At 55.7% G+C, this 14,588-nt stretch carries 8 protein-coding genes; 7 read left to right on the top strand and 1 reads right to left on the bottom strand.

The features are described from left to right. The first annotated feature begins 79 nt into the window (after nucleotides 1-79). Both ACXLHR_RS11720 and ACXLHR_RS11715 read left to right on the top strand, forming a co-directional pair. On the top strand, nucleotides 80-2,800 hold the full coding sequence (locus ACXLHR_RS11720; protein WP_458791614.1) for an ATP-dependent DNA helicase: 2,721 nt from the start codon (nucleotides 80-82) through the stop codon (nucleotides 2,798-2,800). Then, complete coding sequence (locus ACXLHR_RS11715) at nucleotides 2,797-4,728, top strand: DUF7017 domain-containing protein (protein WP_458791613.1); 1,932 nt, start codon at nucleotides 2,797-2,799, stop codon at nucleotides 4,726-4,728. Before ACXLHR_RS11720 ends, ACXLHR_RS11715 begins: the two co-directional genes overlap by 4 nt. A gap of 150 nt (nucleotides 4,729-4,878) precedes the next feature. On the opposite strand, the gene ACXLHR_RS11710 is transcribed toward ACXLHR_RS11715, so the two are convergent. Then, nucleotides 4,879-5,481: a TniQ family protein gene (locus ACXLHR_RS11710; protein WP_458791612.1), complete on the bottom strand. Its 603-nt coding sequence runs from the start codon at nucleotides 5,479-5,481 to the stop codon at nucleotides 4,879-4,881. Nucleotides 5,482-5,835: 354 nt separating this feature from the next. Here ACXLHR_RS11710 and ACXLHR_RS11705 point away from each other — a divergent pair, with 354 nt between their 5' ends. The 5 genes from ACXLHR_RS11705 (at nucleotide 5,836) to ACXLHR_RS11685 (ending at nucleotide 14,563) form a co-directional block, all read left to right on the top strand. Then, the gene (locus tag ACXLHR_RS11705; protein WP_458791611.1) at nucleotides 5,836-6,891 is read left to right on the top strand and encodes an AAA family ATPase; all 1,056 of its coding nucleotides are present in this window, start codon (nucleotides 5,836-5,838) and stop codon (nucleotides 6,889-6,891) included. A gap of 188 nt (nucleotides 6,892-7,079) precedes the next feature. Continuing rightward, on the top strand, nucleotides 7,080-9,623 hold the full coding sequence (locus tag ACXLHR_RS11700; RefSeq protein ID WP_458791610.1) for a type I restriction-modification system subunit M: 2,544 nt from the start codon (nucleotides 7,080-7,082) through the stop codon (nucleotides 9,621-9,623). Then, entirely contained in the window at nucleotides 9,620-10,732 is a 1,113-nt protein-coding gene (locus ACXLHR_RS11695) for a restriction endonuclease subunit S (RefSeq protein ID WP_458791609.1), read from the top strand. Before ACXLHR_RS11700 ends, ACXLHR_RS11695 begins: the two co-directional genes overlap by 4 nt. A 1-nt stretch (nucleotide 10,733) precedes the next feature. Continuing rightward, on the top strand, nucleotides 10,734-13,823 hold the full coding sequence (locus tag ACXLHR_RS11690) for a type I restriction endonuclease subunit R (RefSeq protein ID WP_458791608.1): 3,090 nt from the start codon (nucleotides 10,734-10,736) through the stop codon (nucleotides 13,821-13,823). Further along, entirely contained in the window at nucleotides 13,823-14,563 is a 741-nt protein-coding gene (locus ACXLHR_RS11685; RefSeq protein WP_458791607.1) for a M48 family metallopeptidase, read from the top strand. Before ACXLHR_RS11690 ends, ACXLHR_RS11685 begins: the two co-directional genes overlap by 1 nt. Nucleotides 14,564-14,588: the final 25 nt, after the last annotated feature.

Below are 14,588 nucleotides of genomic sequence, written 5' to 3'. Positions count from 1 at the left end.
TGCGCCCCGTTAAAAACGGCGATTACCGAATGACTTTTAGAATGGCGGCGCGCCCTGCTGGCGTTCGAAGGAAATTGGTATGCTCGATCTCACGGATGAGGTTCTCCATAGCCGCTTTGCGGGCCTGTTGTTAATCAATGAGCGTCTCTACAAGACGGCCGATGATGCCGAGCGGCTGGCGGCATCCGAGCCGGATCTTGCAGCCGTGCGCCTGCGCGGCCTGTGTGAGGGGATGGTCCAGGAGATATTCGACTATATCGGCTTGCCCTTGACCGAGACCGCAACACAATTTGAGCGGCTGCGGGTCTTGAAGGAGGATGACTACGCCCCGCCGGCCATTCTTGCGCGCTTTCACGCGATTAGGCTTCTAGGCAACAAGGCCGCCCATAACGCAAATGTCTCCGAGCAGCAGGCAATGGATCTTCTCGAGGATGCGGCGGCGCTCTCTCCTTGGCTGTGCCGCTTCCTTCGTCCTGAACTCGACTGGACGAAGCCGCTAGAACTTCTCGTGCGCGCTGAGGTGAGCCTTCAGTCCCGCCCCGATGGCGAAAATATCGTCGAGTTTCCGACGGAGCGCGTGCTGCGCATCTCGGACCAGGCTGCAAAGCTATCTGAAGAGATCGCCCCCCATATTCCGCCGATGCGCAGCAAGCTCGCGCTGGCAGACGCATTCGACCGGCCGCTGAACCAAGATCAGACCCGCGCCATCGCCGCGCTGGCCGCGTTTCTGCAAGACGACAAGTCCAATGTATTTCTGCTATGCGGCTATGCGGGAACTGGAAAAACATTTCTCGCATCGGGACTGACCCAGTATTTTATGGCTCAAGGGAGGCAATTCAGCCTCGCGGCTCCTACCGGGCGGGCCGCCAAGGTGATTGCAGAAAAGACCGGTCTAGAGGCCAGCACGCTCCACCGCCTGATCTATAATTACAGCGCCACCGAATTCGACGGGGATGAGACCGACCAGACTTACAAGATCGTCGCCAAAGTGGCCGAGAACGGGACTCCCATCAACTCAATCACTCTCGTTGATGAGGCCTCGCTGATCTCTGACGTATACACCGAGAGTGAGTTCTTCCGGTCTGGCAGTGGTTTTTTGTTGCGAGATCTGGTGCGATTTGTGGGCCCCAACACCCCGGGAACAGGTCGAAAGCTCATCTTTCTTGGCGATCCGGCGCAGTTGCCGCCTGTCGGCATGAACAACTCGCCCGCACTCGACGCGGCATATTTGCGCGAACATTTCCAAGTGGAAGTCGCGGGATATATGTTGACCGAGATCGTTCGGCAAAAGGCTGACAGCAGCATTCTGAAGAATATCCAGCCGCTGCGCGAAAGCCTTGAATGTGGGCAGTTCAATCGACTGTCATTCGGTTATGATGATGATGTCGTGCGTCTTGGAACCGATCAGGTGGTAGGGCACTATCTCAAGATTCGCGAACGTCGCGGTATTGACGCCCCGATGATCGTCACATGGTCGAACGCGGAAGCTGCCCTGTTCAACAAGACAATTCGCGCGCGTCTCTTTCCGGGTCAAGAAACCGTCTGCGCCGGCGATCAGGTCATTGCGGCATCGAACACTCTCAGCGACGGTCATCTGGTCGCAAATGGAGAGTTTTTCCGAATCCATTCGGCCGAGCTGGTGATCGAACGCAGGTCGGTTCTCCTGAAACGCAGGAACAGCGATAGCGGAGAGGTCGAAACCATCGATGTCGCGCTGAGTTTTCGCACTGTGAGCCTTTCGCCCGTCAATGCGGCCCGCGAAGACGGCGCCTTCAGCGTCAAGATCCTTGATGGTTTCCTGCACGGACCCGATGGCACGCCCGACTCGGATACGCTGCGCGCCCTCTATGTGGATTTTGCCACGCGCCACAAGGATATTGATCGGCGCCGAAATCCGGACGAATACCTGCAGGTTTTGAAATCTGATCCTTATTTCAACGCCTTGCGCTTGAAATTTGGCTACTCTGTGACCTGCCACAAAGCTCAGGGCGGCGAGTGGAGCCATGTGTTCGTGAAAGCCCCACGGAGAGGAGATCCACGCAATCGTGACAATTTCCGTTGGCTATACACGGCAATGACGCGGGCCAGCGGCAAGCTTTACATGGTCGATCCGCCTGAAGTGGTCATCATCGGTGACCCTTGGCCAAATGATCGCCCGGATGGCGAACCGGGGGAGACATCCAACCTGGATGACGGGTCAAAAAGCAAGCCCCCCAAAGGGGCCGTGACTCTGCCCACGCCGGAAAGCGCCTTCAGGACCTCGCTTCAGGATCGTATCATTACCTGCCTTCAAGCAAGCGATATCACCATCGAGGATATCGCCTATTACCCCTATCGGGCGGCGTTCTATTTTAGATGTGGTGCAGAGGCTGAGCGCGTCGATATTTCCTGGAAAGGAAGTTTCACGATCTCGGCTCTAACACCCACGCGACCCGGCCATCTGTGGGAACTGCTCCAGCCCCTGCTTGCGCCCATGATCGGTAAGAAACCTACTGCGAGAGCATCAGACCCGGTCCAGATTCAGCCTCCAGGACGGCCTTTCCTGCGCAGCCTTCACGACAGCTTCATTGACGCACTTGCAAAGCGGGGCATCTCGGTGACCGGTCTAAAGGAATATGACTGGAACTTGCGTTACAATCTGGCCCGGGAGGAGGATGATGTCACAGTCGACATCTGGTTCGACGGCAAGAACCGGATCAAGCGGTTCACCCCAGTGCAGCCAGCCCGCAACCCCTCGGCCAGCCTGATCGCCTTGCAACAGGATGTGCAGACGATCCTAGGTAGCGAGGTTCAGCTATGACCACATCGAAAGAGGTTAATGCCATTCGCAAGGCTGGTGATCTGGATCTTGCCTACAAACTCGCCGTGGATCTGATCGCAAACCCGGAAGCTGATGACTGGGATCGCGCTGCTTGGGCCTGGTGCGTGATCTCGCTTGCGAAACGGGCGGCGGAAACAGCTGACGTCCGAGCGTTGAAGACACATCTGGACAAGCTTCAGGCATTTGAGGTGCCGCAGGAAAACGCCCTGCTTGCTGAACATCGGGATAAAACCCTCATCCTTTCGCAACCAGGGGCCCAGGACCTTCGCCGTGCGAAAAAACTTAGCCGCCAGGGCGGGCACGCAGATGCTGTTGCGGTTTACGAAGGCCTAGCTCGGCATCAGAATCTTTCTCTGGCCGACCGTCAATCTTGGGGTTGGGACATCTTCCGCCTGATCCTTGCGGATCTGCGCACAGAGGGCGAAGAAAAGCCCTCTCCCCCTGCAGTGCAACGCGTTCGCCGGCGACTGAAAGACTACCTCGATCTTGGCCTGAAAGGTCCTGACCGGCTGCACAGTGCAATGCTGCAACAGGCCCTGCGTCTCTCCAAGGGCGACAATCTGAAAATTCTGCCCTTCCTGCGGCTTTGGGGCCTTGACCAGTTCGCGCCTGAGGATTTCGATGCGCAGCCTGACCAGACAGGCAAATCCTGGCCCGCTCTGTTCGCAGCGGCCATTCTAGCAGGATCCTCCGAGGCGGCCAAAGCCGGACAGCATCCGGACATGCGGTTCATTCTGCCGGCGGTCGAAGACGCGCGCAGGCGCTTTCCCGAAAACATCTGGCTTGAACACAGCTATGTGAAACTGCTGCGCGGTCTTGGCCATCTGGCCGAGGCGCGCGAGCATGCGATCAAGACCACCCGCGCTAAGGCCGGAGAATATTGGGCATGGGAGTTGCTCGGCGACCTGGAAAGCGAGAGCCCGGATTTGCAGACCGCCTGCTACGCCAAGGCGCTTTGCTGCTCACAAGATGATGACTTTGTCGGTAAGCTGCGACTGAAGTTCGCAAGCTCCATTGCTGAGCTACACGCTCCCGAGGCGCGCGCCGAAGTGGAGCGCGTCCAGAGCCATCGCGCCGCCAAGGGCTACAAGCCTTTGCGCGAGCTTGAGGCCATGCAGAACTCCGACTGGTATCTCGGCGTCACGGCCAAAGTCACTGACCGTGCGTTCTATCAATCTTTCACCGAACTCGCCGAGGCTTTGCTCTTTTCGCATCTCCCTTGGGTGATCGCTTCGGTTGGGGACACATTCGAAATCCCGGCAAAAGATGGGCAAAAGCCGCGCAAGCGCCGACGTATCTACATTCGCCAGGAGGCATTCGCGCTGGAAAGCAGTCTTACGGCCACGCATCCCGACCTTCGAAACCTGAAGGACGGTGCGCCGATTTCCGTGCAATATGAACCAGCGGGTCCCGGGCGGAACCGCTTGACAATCCACCGGGTCAGTCCACGCCCAGAAGGAACGCCGATGGACGCCGCGCCAGAGATCATCGGTGTGATCGACAATGTGAACTACGAAAAATCTGTCATCCATGCGATTGCGTCTCGGGAGATCGATGGCACGGCGCCCCTTGCCGGTTTCCCGGGTAGCCCAGAGGTTGGCATGCCGGTCACTCTGCGCCTAGCCGTGCATCACGGCCTCAAGGGGTCCCGAAAACGCATTCTATCAATCATGCCGACGAACCAACCGCTCCCCGCCGGATTGTGCAAAGTCTTCATGGATGAGGTTGAAGTCACGGACAGAGGCTTTGGTTTCACAACGGGTGGGGTGTTCATCCCGCCGAACCTTATATCTGCCCAAGGCATTGAAACCGGTGACTTCGTCCGTGGCAAGGCCATTTTGAACCAAAACAAGCAAGGCAAATGGGGTATGAAGGCGATAGACGTGCAGCCAGACTCAGCCATTTGAGAGCACTTGTAGGTCAGCACGGTCGGGCGACCTAGATCAAGGCAAATGTCATCAAGTCTCGTATACTGAGTATGATAAAGCACAAAGCGCCTGGGAATTCTGTCTTAGGCGTTGAGCACTAGGATTTGCAAAGTTGTGCTCGACATATAGCTAACGCGTGCCAAAGCGCATGTTGGGCATCGGGTCATTCTGACAGTTTCCCACTTCGTGGTAACCGTCGAACCCTATTTTGCCAGCCTCATGCCAGTTGTCTTCAGTCATGCGCGCAGATTTTTGCAGCCAATCCAGCATGACGGCCCTGCCCAGTAATTCACAAAAGCTGGCAGCGGCATAGAAATCGTGTTGGTCGAACCAGTATTGGTGGTCTCCTGCGTTGATACGGCGCACAACCCAATCTTCGAACTCGGAATACTGTCGCGGCTCGGGATCAAGTTGGCCTGTCGTGATAGGGCAAAGCTTTAAGCCGACGAGCGTTGTAAAGTCATGTCGGGTGATTGCGTTGCGATCTGCCCAGAGCGTAATTAGAGGCAGATTATGAATAGAACAGGTTCTTAGAAAAGGGAGCTGCCAGTCAGCCCGCATCGCCATCCCAATTTGCGTCAACTTTCCATGACGCCGCGCGTCCTCCCGCAAACACGCAACGCATGCGCGAACCTCTGAGAATTTTACTGCTTGCCGGGGAAGGGGGAGGCCATTTTGCAGATGCTTTGCGAAAGCACAGAATTTGCGTTTCTCGAAGATTGTAGAAACCATGGTGTGGAAAAAAGATCGCCATTTTTTTTATTTTATTACAGCAGGATAAAGTGAATCTGTGCGAAAACAAGATTGACAAGTTGTGTGAATCTTAGGTGTCAATTGGCCACCATGAAACACAGTATCCGGCATAATCTGCGCATTAAACGCGCCATTTGAACCCCAATTCCGGGGCCGGTCACGACTGTCATCAATCCAGCAGCACTGACGCCATCATGGCCGGGTCATATGCCCGCGGACCTCCCGGTTTTTTCAACCTCAGGAGACAACCATGACCAGTATCCATCGTCGCCTTTATCGCCCCCCGTTCAAGCACGCAATTTGTGCTGGTGACAGATCAGGAGCGAAATCGCCATGGCTGACGTCACAAAAGATCGCATGGCCGTAGTGACGCATATGCTTGATGTGCCTCGGCTTGAAGTAATGGAAGCTCAGTTTCTGGCATTTTGGATAACAATGCGGCGCAATATCCACGGGCATGGCCGAACGGCAAAGCTCGACTTCAGTATGGAGCGCAAAGCAAAGAACCTCGCTGATGACGCCCATAAGCGCCGCCTGCGTGAGGCTGGCCTGTCTTCGGTCAAGGTAGAGGCGCGCCCTGCCGTTCTCTCACTTGCGCAAAGGGGCGGCAAACTGGCTGGCCCTGCAACGGCTGATGATGTGCATCAACTGGTTGCCACTCTACATGCTGAAAGCGGCTGGATGCGCAACGTCTCAACTTGGGTCATGAAGCAGATGCTTTCTCACGTTGCGGGTGGCGGGTATGGCTTCGCGCTACCCCCATTTATTCTCGCGGGTCCTCCGGGCATTGGCAAATCCCACTACGCGCGGCGATTGACGGAACTCGCAGGCGTGCCTGTCCGAATGATCGATGTCGGCGGTGGCTCTGCTGGGTTCCGCATTTCGGGCACTGAAAAAGGGTGGGGCACTGAACAGCCCGGCATCCCAGTCGAGACGATCCTTGCCACCAAGGTCGCAAACCCGCTGATGATTGTCGATGAGGTCGAAAAAGCTGGCACGACATATAGCACACGCGGCTCTTCCAGCAGCCTGACGACTTCGCTTTTGCAAATGTTGGAGCCCGGAACTGCGCGGCATTTCGAATGCCCATTCTACCGGATCCCTTTCAACATGAGACGCGTAAACTGGGTCATGACGGCAAATGACGTGGACCGCATCCCTGCGCCGTTGCGCGACCGCTCGCGCCTGTTTATTTTGCCGAAGTTGTCGGCCGCAGATGCAATAAAGCAATTTGACATGCTCACATTAGACTGTGCAGACGAGGAAGGACGTGACAGTTGCCGCGTCTTCATTAAGCGCATGTCCGCTCGGTCAGAAGGCATAAGCTTGCGTCAAGTTGGGCAACTGGCGGATGTGATGAGAGTGGAAGCCACTCGGCATTTGCATTGACAGTTGACCGGTCCCAAAAATGGGGCCGGTGCTGCCCATTCGCACATTTTTTTGGCATGCCTCAACAACAACGTCGCCAAACATGGTTGCGAAAGAAACAAAACAGCACTTCAAAAGGCACCGAATGACATCTTTCGCACTGGCGACAAATAGATGCACGGGCTATCCTGAACTCAAGACGGCAATGGATGAAGCGCGTTCAAACTGCTGGCACAATTGTATTTTGGGGCACTTTACACAACATGGCAGTCAAGAAATCCGACCTCTATTCATCGCTTTGGGCCTCATGCGATGAGCTTCGCGGCAGCATGGATGCAACCCAGTATAAAGACTACGTCTTATTTATGTTGTTCATCAAATATGTCTCGGACAAATACGGCAACAGCAAGGATTTCGCCCCGCCGATCGTTATCCCCGCTGGCGCAGGCTTTCCGGATATGGTTGCGCTTAAAGGCAACCCCGAAATCGGTGATCTGATCAACACTCAGATCATTCAGCCATTGGTCGATGCCAACAATCAGCAACTTGCCCGCACTGACTTTCCCGATTTCAACGACCCCAACAAACTTGGCGAGGGCGATGAAAAGGTCAAACGCCTTGAAAACCTAATTGCCATCTTTGAATCTCCTGACCTGGACTTCTCAAACAACCGAGCCGAACATGACGATATTCTGGGGGATGCCTATGAATACCTCATGCGCCATTTCGCGACGCAAAGCGGCAAGAGCAAAGGGCAGTTCTACACCCCATCCGAAGTCAGTAGGATCATTGCGTCGGTTATCGGTATTTCCCCCGAAAACGCCATCGGCCGCACCTCGGTTTACGATCCAACCTGCGGCTCTGGCTCGCTACTTCTGAAGGTAGCGGCGCAGGCCGGTAAGCAAATTACGCTGGAAGGCCAGGAAAAAGACGTCACCACCGCCGGTCTTGCGCGGATGAACATGATCCTGCACGACTTCCCCGGCGCGAAAATTTTGGCAGGCAATACCCTATCCACGCCCAAGTTCCTCGATGGCCAATCCTTGCGCACCTATGATTATGTCGTAGCCAACCCTCCATTTTCCGACAAGACATGGTCTGCAGGCGTCAAGCTGAAGGGCGAAGGTAACGGCGACCCGCACAGCCGCTGGGATTGGGGAAACCCGCCGCGCAAGCAAGGCGATTACGCCTACCTTCTGCACATTATCCGCGCGATGAAAAGCAACGGCAAGGGTGCCTGCATCCTGCCGCATGGCGTGCTGTTTCGCGGCAATGCCGAGGCCGATATTCGCACCGCGCTTGTTAAATCCGGCTATCTCAAAGGCATCATCGGGCTGCCGCCGAACCTGTTCTTTGGCACCGGCATCCCCGCTTGTATCCTTGTGCTGGATAAGGAAAACGCCGCGTCCCGCAAGGGCATCTTTATGATAGACGCCTCAAAGGGGTTCATAAAGGACGGCCCCAAAAACCGGCTGCGCGAGCAAGATCTGCACCGCATCACCGACACCTTTACCCGTGGCCAAGATATCCACGGCTATGCCCGTATGGTGCCCTATGATGAAATCGCCGATGACAAAAACGCCTTCAACCTGAACCTGCCGCGCTATTTGCCCTCGGCCGAGGCCGAAGATTTGCAAGACATCTCGGCGCATTTGCACGGAGGCCTGCCGCAGCGCGATATTGACGCGCTTGGCGCCTATTGGCAGGTTATGCCTGCCCTGCGCGCGGCCATGTTTACCGATCTGCGCCCCGGCTATCAGCAACTTGGCCAGCCACAGGACGCGATCAAACCCTTGGTGCTAACCCATCCGGAATTCACCGCCTTCACCACCACCGCCGCCGCCGTCTTTGCCGATTGGCGCAACCGCACCACGCCGCAACTGCGCGCCTTTACCACCGGCCACCTGCCCAAATCCCTGATCCACACCATTTCCGAGGATCTGCTGAACGCTTACCGCGCCACGCCGCTGGTCAACCCCTATGACATCTTCCAACACCTGATGGAGTATTGGGCCGACCCGCTGCAAGATGACCTATACCTGATTTCCGATCATGGCTGGGTTGCCGCCGCCACCCCGCGCGAGATTGTGAAAATCAAGAACAAAGAGGGCAAGCTGGTCTGGCCAGAGCCGGGCGATATTTTGATCGGCAAGCGGCGCTTTACGTCCGATCTGATCCCCGCAGCGCTGATCGTTGCGCGGTATTTTGCTCCCCAACAGGCGGCGATAGACGCGCAAGATGCCCGCATCGCCGAGTTGGAGGCCGCATTGGCCGAGGCGATGGAGGATGGCGCGGGTGAGGATGGCCTGCTGGCCGAAGTGATTATCGGTGACGGTGATGCGCAGAAAATTACCACCAAGGCTGTGAAAGACCGCATCAAGGCGCTGGCAGATGATCTGGATGCACGCGAAGAGATTGCTGCGCTGAAACATTGGCTGGGGCTGGATGCCAAGCTGTCCACCGTCAAAGCCGCCCGCAAAGCTGCCGAGATTGCGCTGCACAAGTTGGTTTATGACCGCTTTGCCGCGCTGACGGAGGCCGAGGTGCAGGCGCTGGCGATTGACGACAAATGGATGGCGCATCTGGGCCTCGCAGTGGAAGGCGAGCTTGACCGCGTGTCGCAAACCCTGACCGGCCGCGTGCGGCAACTGGCCGACCGCTATGCAACGCCGCTGCCGGAGCTGGAGGCAGACGCTGCCCGCCTTGCTACCCGCGTCGCGGGGCATCTGGCCCGCATGGGGATAGCAGGATGAAGGCGGGGTATAAACAGACCGATGTGGGGATTATTCCAGAGGATTGGGAGGTTAAGCGCTTAGGGGCTTTGCTTCGCGTTCGGCATGGCAAAAGCCAACGGGAGGTTGCTGTGCCGGATGGCGCTTTTCCTATTTTGGCTACGGGTGGTCAAATCGGAACCGCATCGCGGCCATTATATGACAAACCCTCTTTACTAATTGGGCGGAAGGGCACGATTGACGCGCCGCAATATATGGACACACCTTTTTGGACAGTGGACACACTCTTCTACACAGAAATGTTAAACGCCAGCGACGCGAAGTTCCTCTTCTATTGTGCGCAGACTATTGAATGGCGCAAGCACAACGAGGCCTCGGGTGTTCCAAGCCTCAATGCAAGGACCATCGAGGCAATCGAGATTCCAGCACCGATGCCTTCCGAACAACGCGCGATTGCAGGGGTGCTTTCGGATGTGGATGCTTGCCTTGCGGGGTTGGGTCGGTTGATCGCCAAGAAACAAGACCTGAAGCAAGCCGCCATGCAGCAACTCCTCTCCGGACAAACTCGACTTCCCGGCTTCTCAGGCGCATGGGAGGTGAAGCCTTTGGGAGATTTGCTGCGCATCAGGCATGGAAAAAGCCAGCATGCAGTTGCCGTGGTGGATGGGCCGTTTCCAATTTTGGCGACAGGGGGCCAAATCGGCACTGCATCACGCCCACTTTATGACAAGCCGTCTGTCTTGATTGGTCGAAAAGGCACAATCGACGATCCGCAATACATGGACACACCGTTCTGGACAGTGGACACGCTATTTTACAGTGAAATGCTGAACAATAGTGACGCCAAGTTTCTGTTCTACTGTGCGCAAATGATTGAATGGCGCAAACATAACGAGGCTTCTGGCGTTCCGAGCCTAAATGCCCGAACGATTGAAGCTATCGAAATATTTGCACCAATCCCCGAAGAACAAAACGCCATCGCTGCCGTGCTGTCGGATTTGGATGCCGAACTCGCCACCCTGAACACCCAGCTCGAAAAAACCAAGCTGCTGAAACAGGCGATGATGCAAGAGTTGTTGACAGGCCGGATCCGCTTGCCGCCCAATACCCCCGATGACCCAGAGGTATAACATGCGCGCCCGCTCTGAACGCCAAAGCCAAGACCGGCTTGCCGCCTTTCTGACCCGCGCCACGGCACAGGGCGGGCTTGGCTATCGCCACCTTGGCGATTGGTCCAAAGGCACGCGGTCGAAGGGGATAGAGGTGGACATACTGCGCGCCAACCTTGCCACGCGCGGCTATTCCCCCGCCCAAATCGCGGCGGCGCAGCTAAAGCTGGAAACGGCCTGTGAGGTGACGGGCACCACGCTGTATAACGCGGGGCTGCGGGCGTATGGCCTGCTGCGCTATGGCGTTGATGTGCAAACCGAGGTGGGTCAGCCGCACCAAACCGTGCATCTGGTCGATTGGGCCAACCCTGCCGCCAATGATTTCGCGCTGGCCGAAGAGGTAACACTTAAGGGCGGGTATGAGCGCCGCCCCGATGTGGTGCTGTATCTGAACGGCATCGCCATCTCGGTGATCGAATTGAAACGCGCGGCGGTGGAGGTGGGCGATGGCATCCGCCAGCTGATCACCAACCAAGAGCCGATTTTCAACGCGGCGTTTTTTCCCACCGTGCAACTGGCTCTGGCGGGCAGCGATGCCCAAGGCCTGCGCTATGGCACCGTCGGCACGCCCGAGACCCATTTCATGACGTGGAAGGATGAGGTCCCGCCGGAAACCCTCGCCCCCGGTGATTTGCTGGACCGACCCGTGGGGCAGATGTTGGAACCTACGCGACTGCTCGACCTGATCCGCAATTTCGTGATCTTTGACGCGGGGCAGAAAAAGGTGCCACGTCAACATCAATTTATCGGTGTGAAAAAGGCGCAAGATCGGATTGCCAAGCGCGAAGGTGGGGTGATCTGGCACACCCAAGGGTCGGGCAAAAGCATTTTGATGGTGCTGATCGCCAAGTGGCTGATGGAGCACGACCCCGCCGCGCGTATCCTGATCGTCACCGACCGCGATGAGCTGGACAAACAAATCGCGGGCGTGATGCGCAACGCGGGCGTCATTGCCGCCGATGCGCCTTCGCCGCGCGTGATCAACCGCGATCAGTTTGTGGCTTGGCTAACCGCCCCCGCGCCGCGCCTCATGTGCGCCTTGCTACATAAATTCGACAGCACTGATCTTTCCGGCCCGGCACCCAAGGTGCATGGGCGGTTCTACGTTTTTGTAGATGAATGCCACCGGACCCAAGGCGGCGATATGAACAAGCAGATGAAGCGCTGGCTGGAAGGCGCGATTTTCATCGGCTTCACTGGCACGCCTTTGCTACGCAAAGACCGCCAGATGACCCGCGATGTGTTTGGCACCTATATCCACACCTATAAATTCCAAGAGGCCGTAGCTGACAAGGTCGTGCTGGATTTGAAATATGAGGCCCGCGATGTGCCGCAACGCCTTACCAACCAGGCCGTCATCGATGCCTGGTTTGATCAAAAAACCAAGGGGTTGAACAATTTTCAAAAGGCGGTTTTGCGTAAGCGCTGGGCCACTATGGAAGATTTGATGAGCGCAGAAGAGCGCAAGGCCCGCATTGTCGCCGAGATCATTCAGGATTTCAGCCTGAAGCCTCGTCTGAATAACAACCGAGGCACGGCGATTCTGGTGGCCGCGTCGATTTATGACGCCTGCCATTACATGCGGTTGTTTAGAAATAAGAGTTTCGGCGATCATGTCGGTTTGATCACGTCCTATGAGCCAAACCATAACGCGATTTCGCGCGAACCGGCCAACAGCGATGAACGGTTTAAATACGACACCTATACAAGGCATGTCTTGGTGGGAGGTCAAACAACCAAGGATTATGAGGACGAGGCCAAACGGCAATTCATTGACGAACCCGCTCGCATGAAACTGCTGATCGTGGTCAGCAAGCTTTTGACGGGATTTGATGCGCCAAGCTGCTCCTATATCTATCTCGACAATGAACAGCTGCATGATCACAATCTCTTTCAAGCAATTTGCCGCACGAACCGGCTGGACGGCGATGATAAAGATTATGGATATATCGTTGACTTCAAAGAATTGTTCGGTGATGTTCAGCAAGCAATAGCTGTTTATAGCTCTGACGAGTTGGACATCGATGCAGGCGGATCTGACGACGATAACCCAACGATCAAAAACTGGCTGGAGGAAGGCCGCAAGCAACTTGACCAGGCTTATGAGGCGCTGGCGTATTTGTGTGAGCCGGTTGTCGCACCAAAAGGCTTGGAAGAATTCCTGACCTATTTCTGTGGCAGCGCTCCCACGGCGGAAACGCTGGAAGAGACCGAGGCGCTACGGATTACCTTCTATAAATGCGTAGCAACTTTTGTGCGCGCATTTTCGGCCGTAGCCCAGCATCTGGATGACGCTGGTTATAGCAGTGCCCAGCAAGCGCAGCTGCAACAGGACGTCGCCTTTTATGGCGATGCGCGCGCCGCGATTAAAAAACATTCGGGCGAAGAACTGGATATCAAACCCTTTGAGGCCGATATGCGGCATCTGTTGAATACATATGTTCAGGCCGACCCTGCCCAGAACATCGGCAACTTGGGTCAAATGTCACTGACAGAAGCAATTATTGAAACGGGAATTCATGACGCCATCGCGCAAAAACTGAATGACAAGGGCAAGCTTTCCAAGAAGTCGATCGCAGAAGGCATTATCAATAACCTTCGCAGGACCATTATTCGCGATCAGCTGACCGACCCACGCTTTTATGATCAGATGTCAAAATTGCTGGAGGATCTTATCCGGCAAAGCCGCGATGATGCGGCTGCTTACGAGCAGTTTCTTCTCGATGCCCAAAAGCTTGCGCAGCAACTTGGCAATGCGGGTGCCTCTTCGGCTGTGCCTGCGGACCTTAAGGGAAATCGTGAAGCAATCGTGCTGTTCAACAATTTAGATGGGTTGGGCGGAAACATTTTTGCCTGTCCTGCCGACGAGGAAGGTAAAACTGCGCTTGCGATGGCCATTGATCAAGCAATCCGAGGCTCCGCGCAGTCTGGGTGGAAAGGTGACTATACCAGAGAGCGCCAAGTGAAAAGTCTGATCTATCCAATGCTGAACAGCGACCCGATAGCGACACTCGCCCTTTTCGAGATAGTTAAGAGCCAGCAGGGCTACTGATGGACGAGGTTATTGAAATCTCGGGCATCTCGATCCACCTTACCCGCAAGGCGGTTAAAAATGTGCATCTTTCAGTCCACCCGCCGCACGGTCGCGTGACTTTGGTCGCGCCGACCCAGACAAGGCTGGATGTCGCTCGGGCCTATGCCATAACCAAGCTTGGATGGATAAGGGATCAGCAAGAAAAATTATGCAGTCAACCCCGCGTATCCTCTCGGCAATTCGTCGGGCGGGAAACCCATTTCCTTTGGGGCCGACGCTACTTGATGACCGTTTCTGAGCGTGATGAGAAGCCAAGCATTAAGATTGACCATCGGACAATCAGGTTAGGCGTTAGGCCGAATACGTCGACAGAAAAGAAAGCACAAATCGTCCATGACTGGCACAAACGTCTCATGCATGCCGTCATTCCTGATGTGCTAACGGTTTGGGAAACCAAGCTGGGCGTATCAGCATCCGATTATTTTCTTCAGCGTATGAAAACGAAATGGGGCAGCTGCAACCCTAAGACAAAAACAATCCGCCTGAACACGGAACTGGTCAAAAAGCCAAAAGATCTGTTGGAATATGTAATTGTCCATGAGCTCATGCACCTACATGAACCAACCCACAGCCCCCGTTTTTTTGATCTGATGAACCAATACTACCCGTCTTGGACCGAAGCGAGAAGAGAGCTGAATGATCTGCCGCTTTCTGATGAAGCTTGGGGTTCGATATATCTCAATGCCGACCACTGCTAAGGCAACTTTACGCTGCTCGTTTTAG

Source organism: Yoonia sp. MH D7, from assembly GCF_054439475.1.
Note: the sequence above shows the minus strand (reverse complement) of the source record. Positions and strands in the feature narration are given on the sequence as shown.

Excerpts from the sequence above, each read along its gene's own strand:
- ACXLHR_RS11720 (WP_458791614.1), top strand. The coding sequence starts at position 80 with ATGCTCGATCTCACGGATGAGGTTCTCCATAGCCGCTTTGCGGGCCTG.
- ACXLHR_RS11715 (WP_458791613.1), top strand. The coding sequence starts at position 2,797 with ATGACCACATCGAAAGAGGTTAATGCCATTCGCAAGGCTGGTGATCTG.
- ACXLHR_RS11710 (WP_458791612.1), bottom strand. The coding sequence starts at position 5,481 with ATGGTTTCTACAATCTTCGAGAAACGCAAATTCTGTGCTTTCGCAAAG.
- ACXLHR_RS11705 (WP_458791611.1), top strand. The coding sequence starts at position 5,836 with ATGGCTGACGTCACAAAAGATCGCATGGCCGTAGTGACGCATATGCTT.
- ACXLHR_RS11700 (WP_458791610.1), top strand. The coding sequence starts at position 7,080 with ATGAAGCGCGTTCAAACTGCTGGCACAATTGTATTTTGGGGCACTTTA.
- ACXLHR_RS11695 (WP_458791609.1), top strand. The coding sequence starts at position 9,620 with ATGAAGGCGGGGTATAAACAGACCGATGTGGGGATTATTCCAGAGGAT.
- ACXLHR_RS11690 (WP_458791608.1), top strand. The coding sequence starts at position 10,734 with ATGCGCGCCCGCTCTGAACGCCAAAGCCAAGACCGGCTTGCCGCCTTT.
- ACXLHR_RS11685 (WP_458791607.1), top strand. The coding sequence starts at position 13,823 with ATGGACGAGGTTATTGAAATCTCGGGCATCTCGATCCACCTTACCCGC.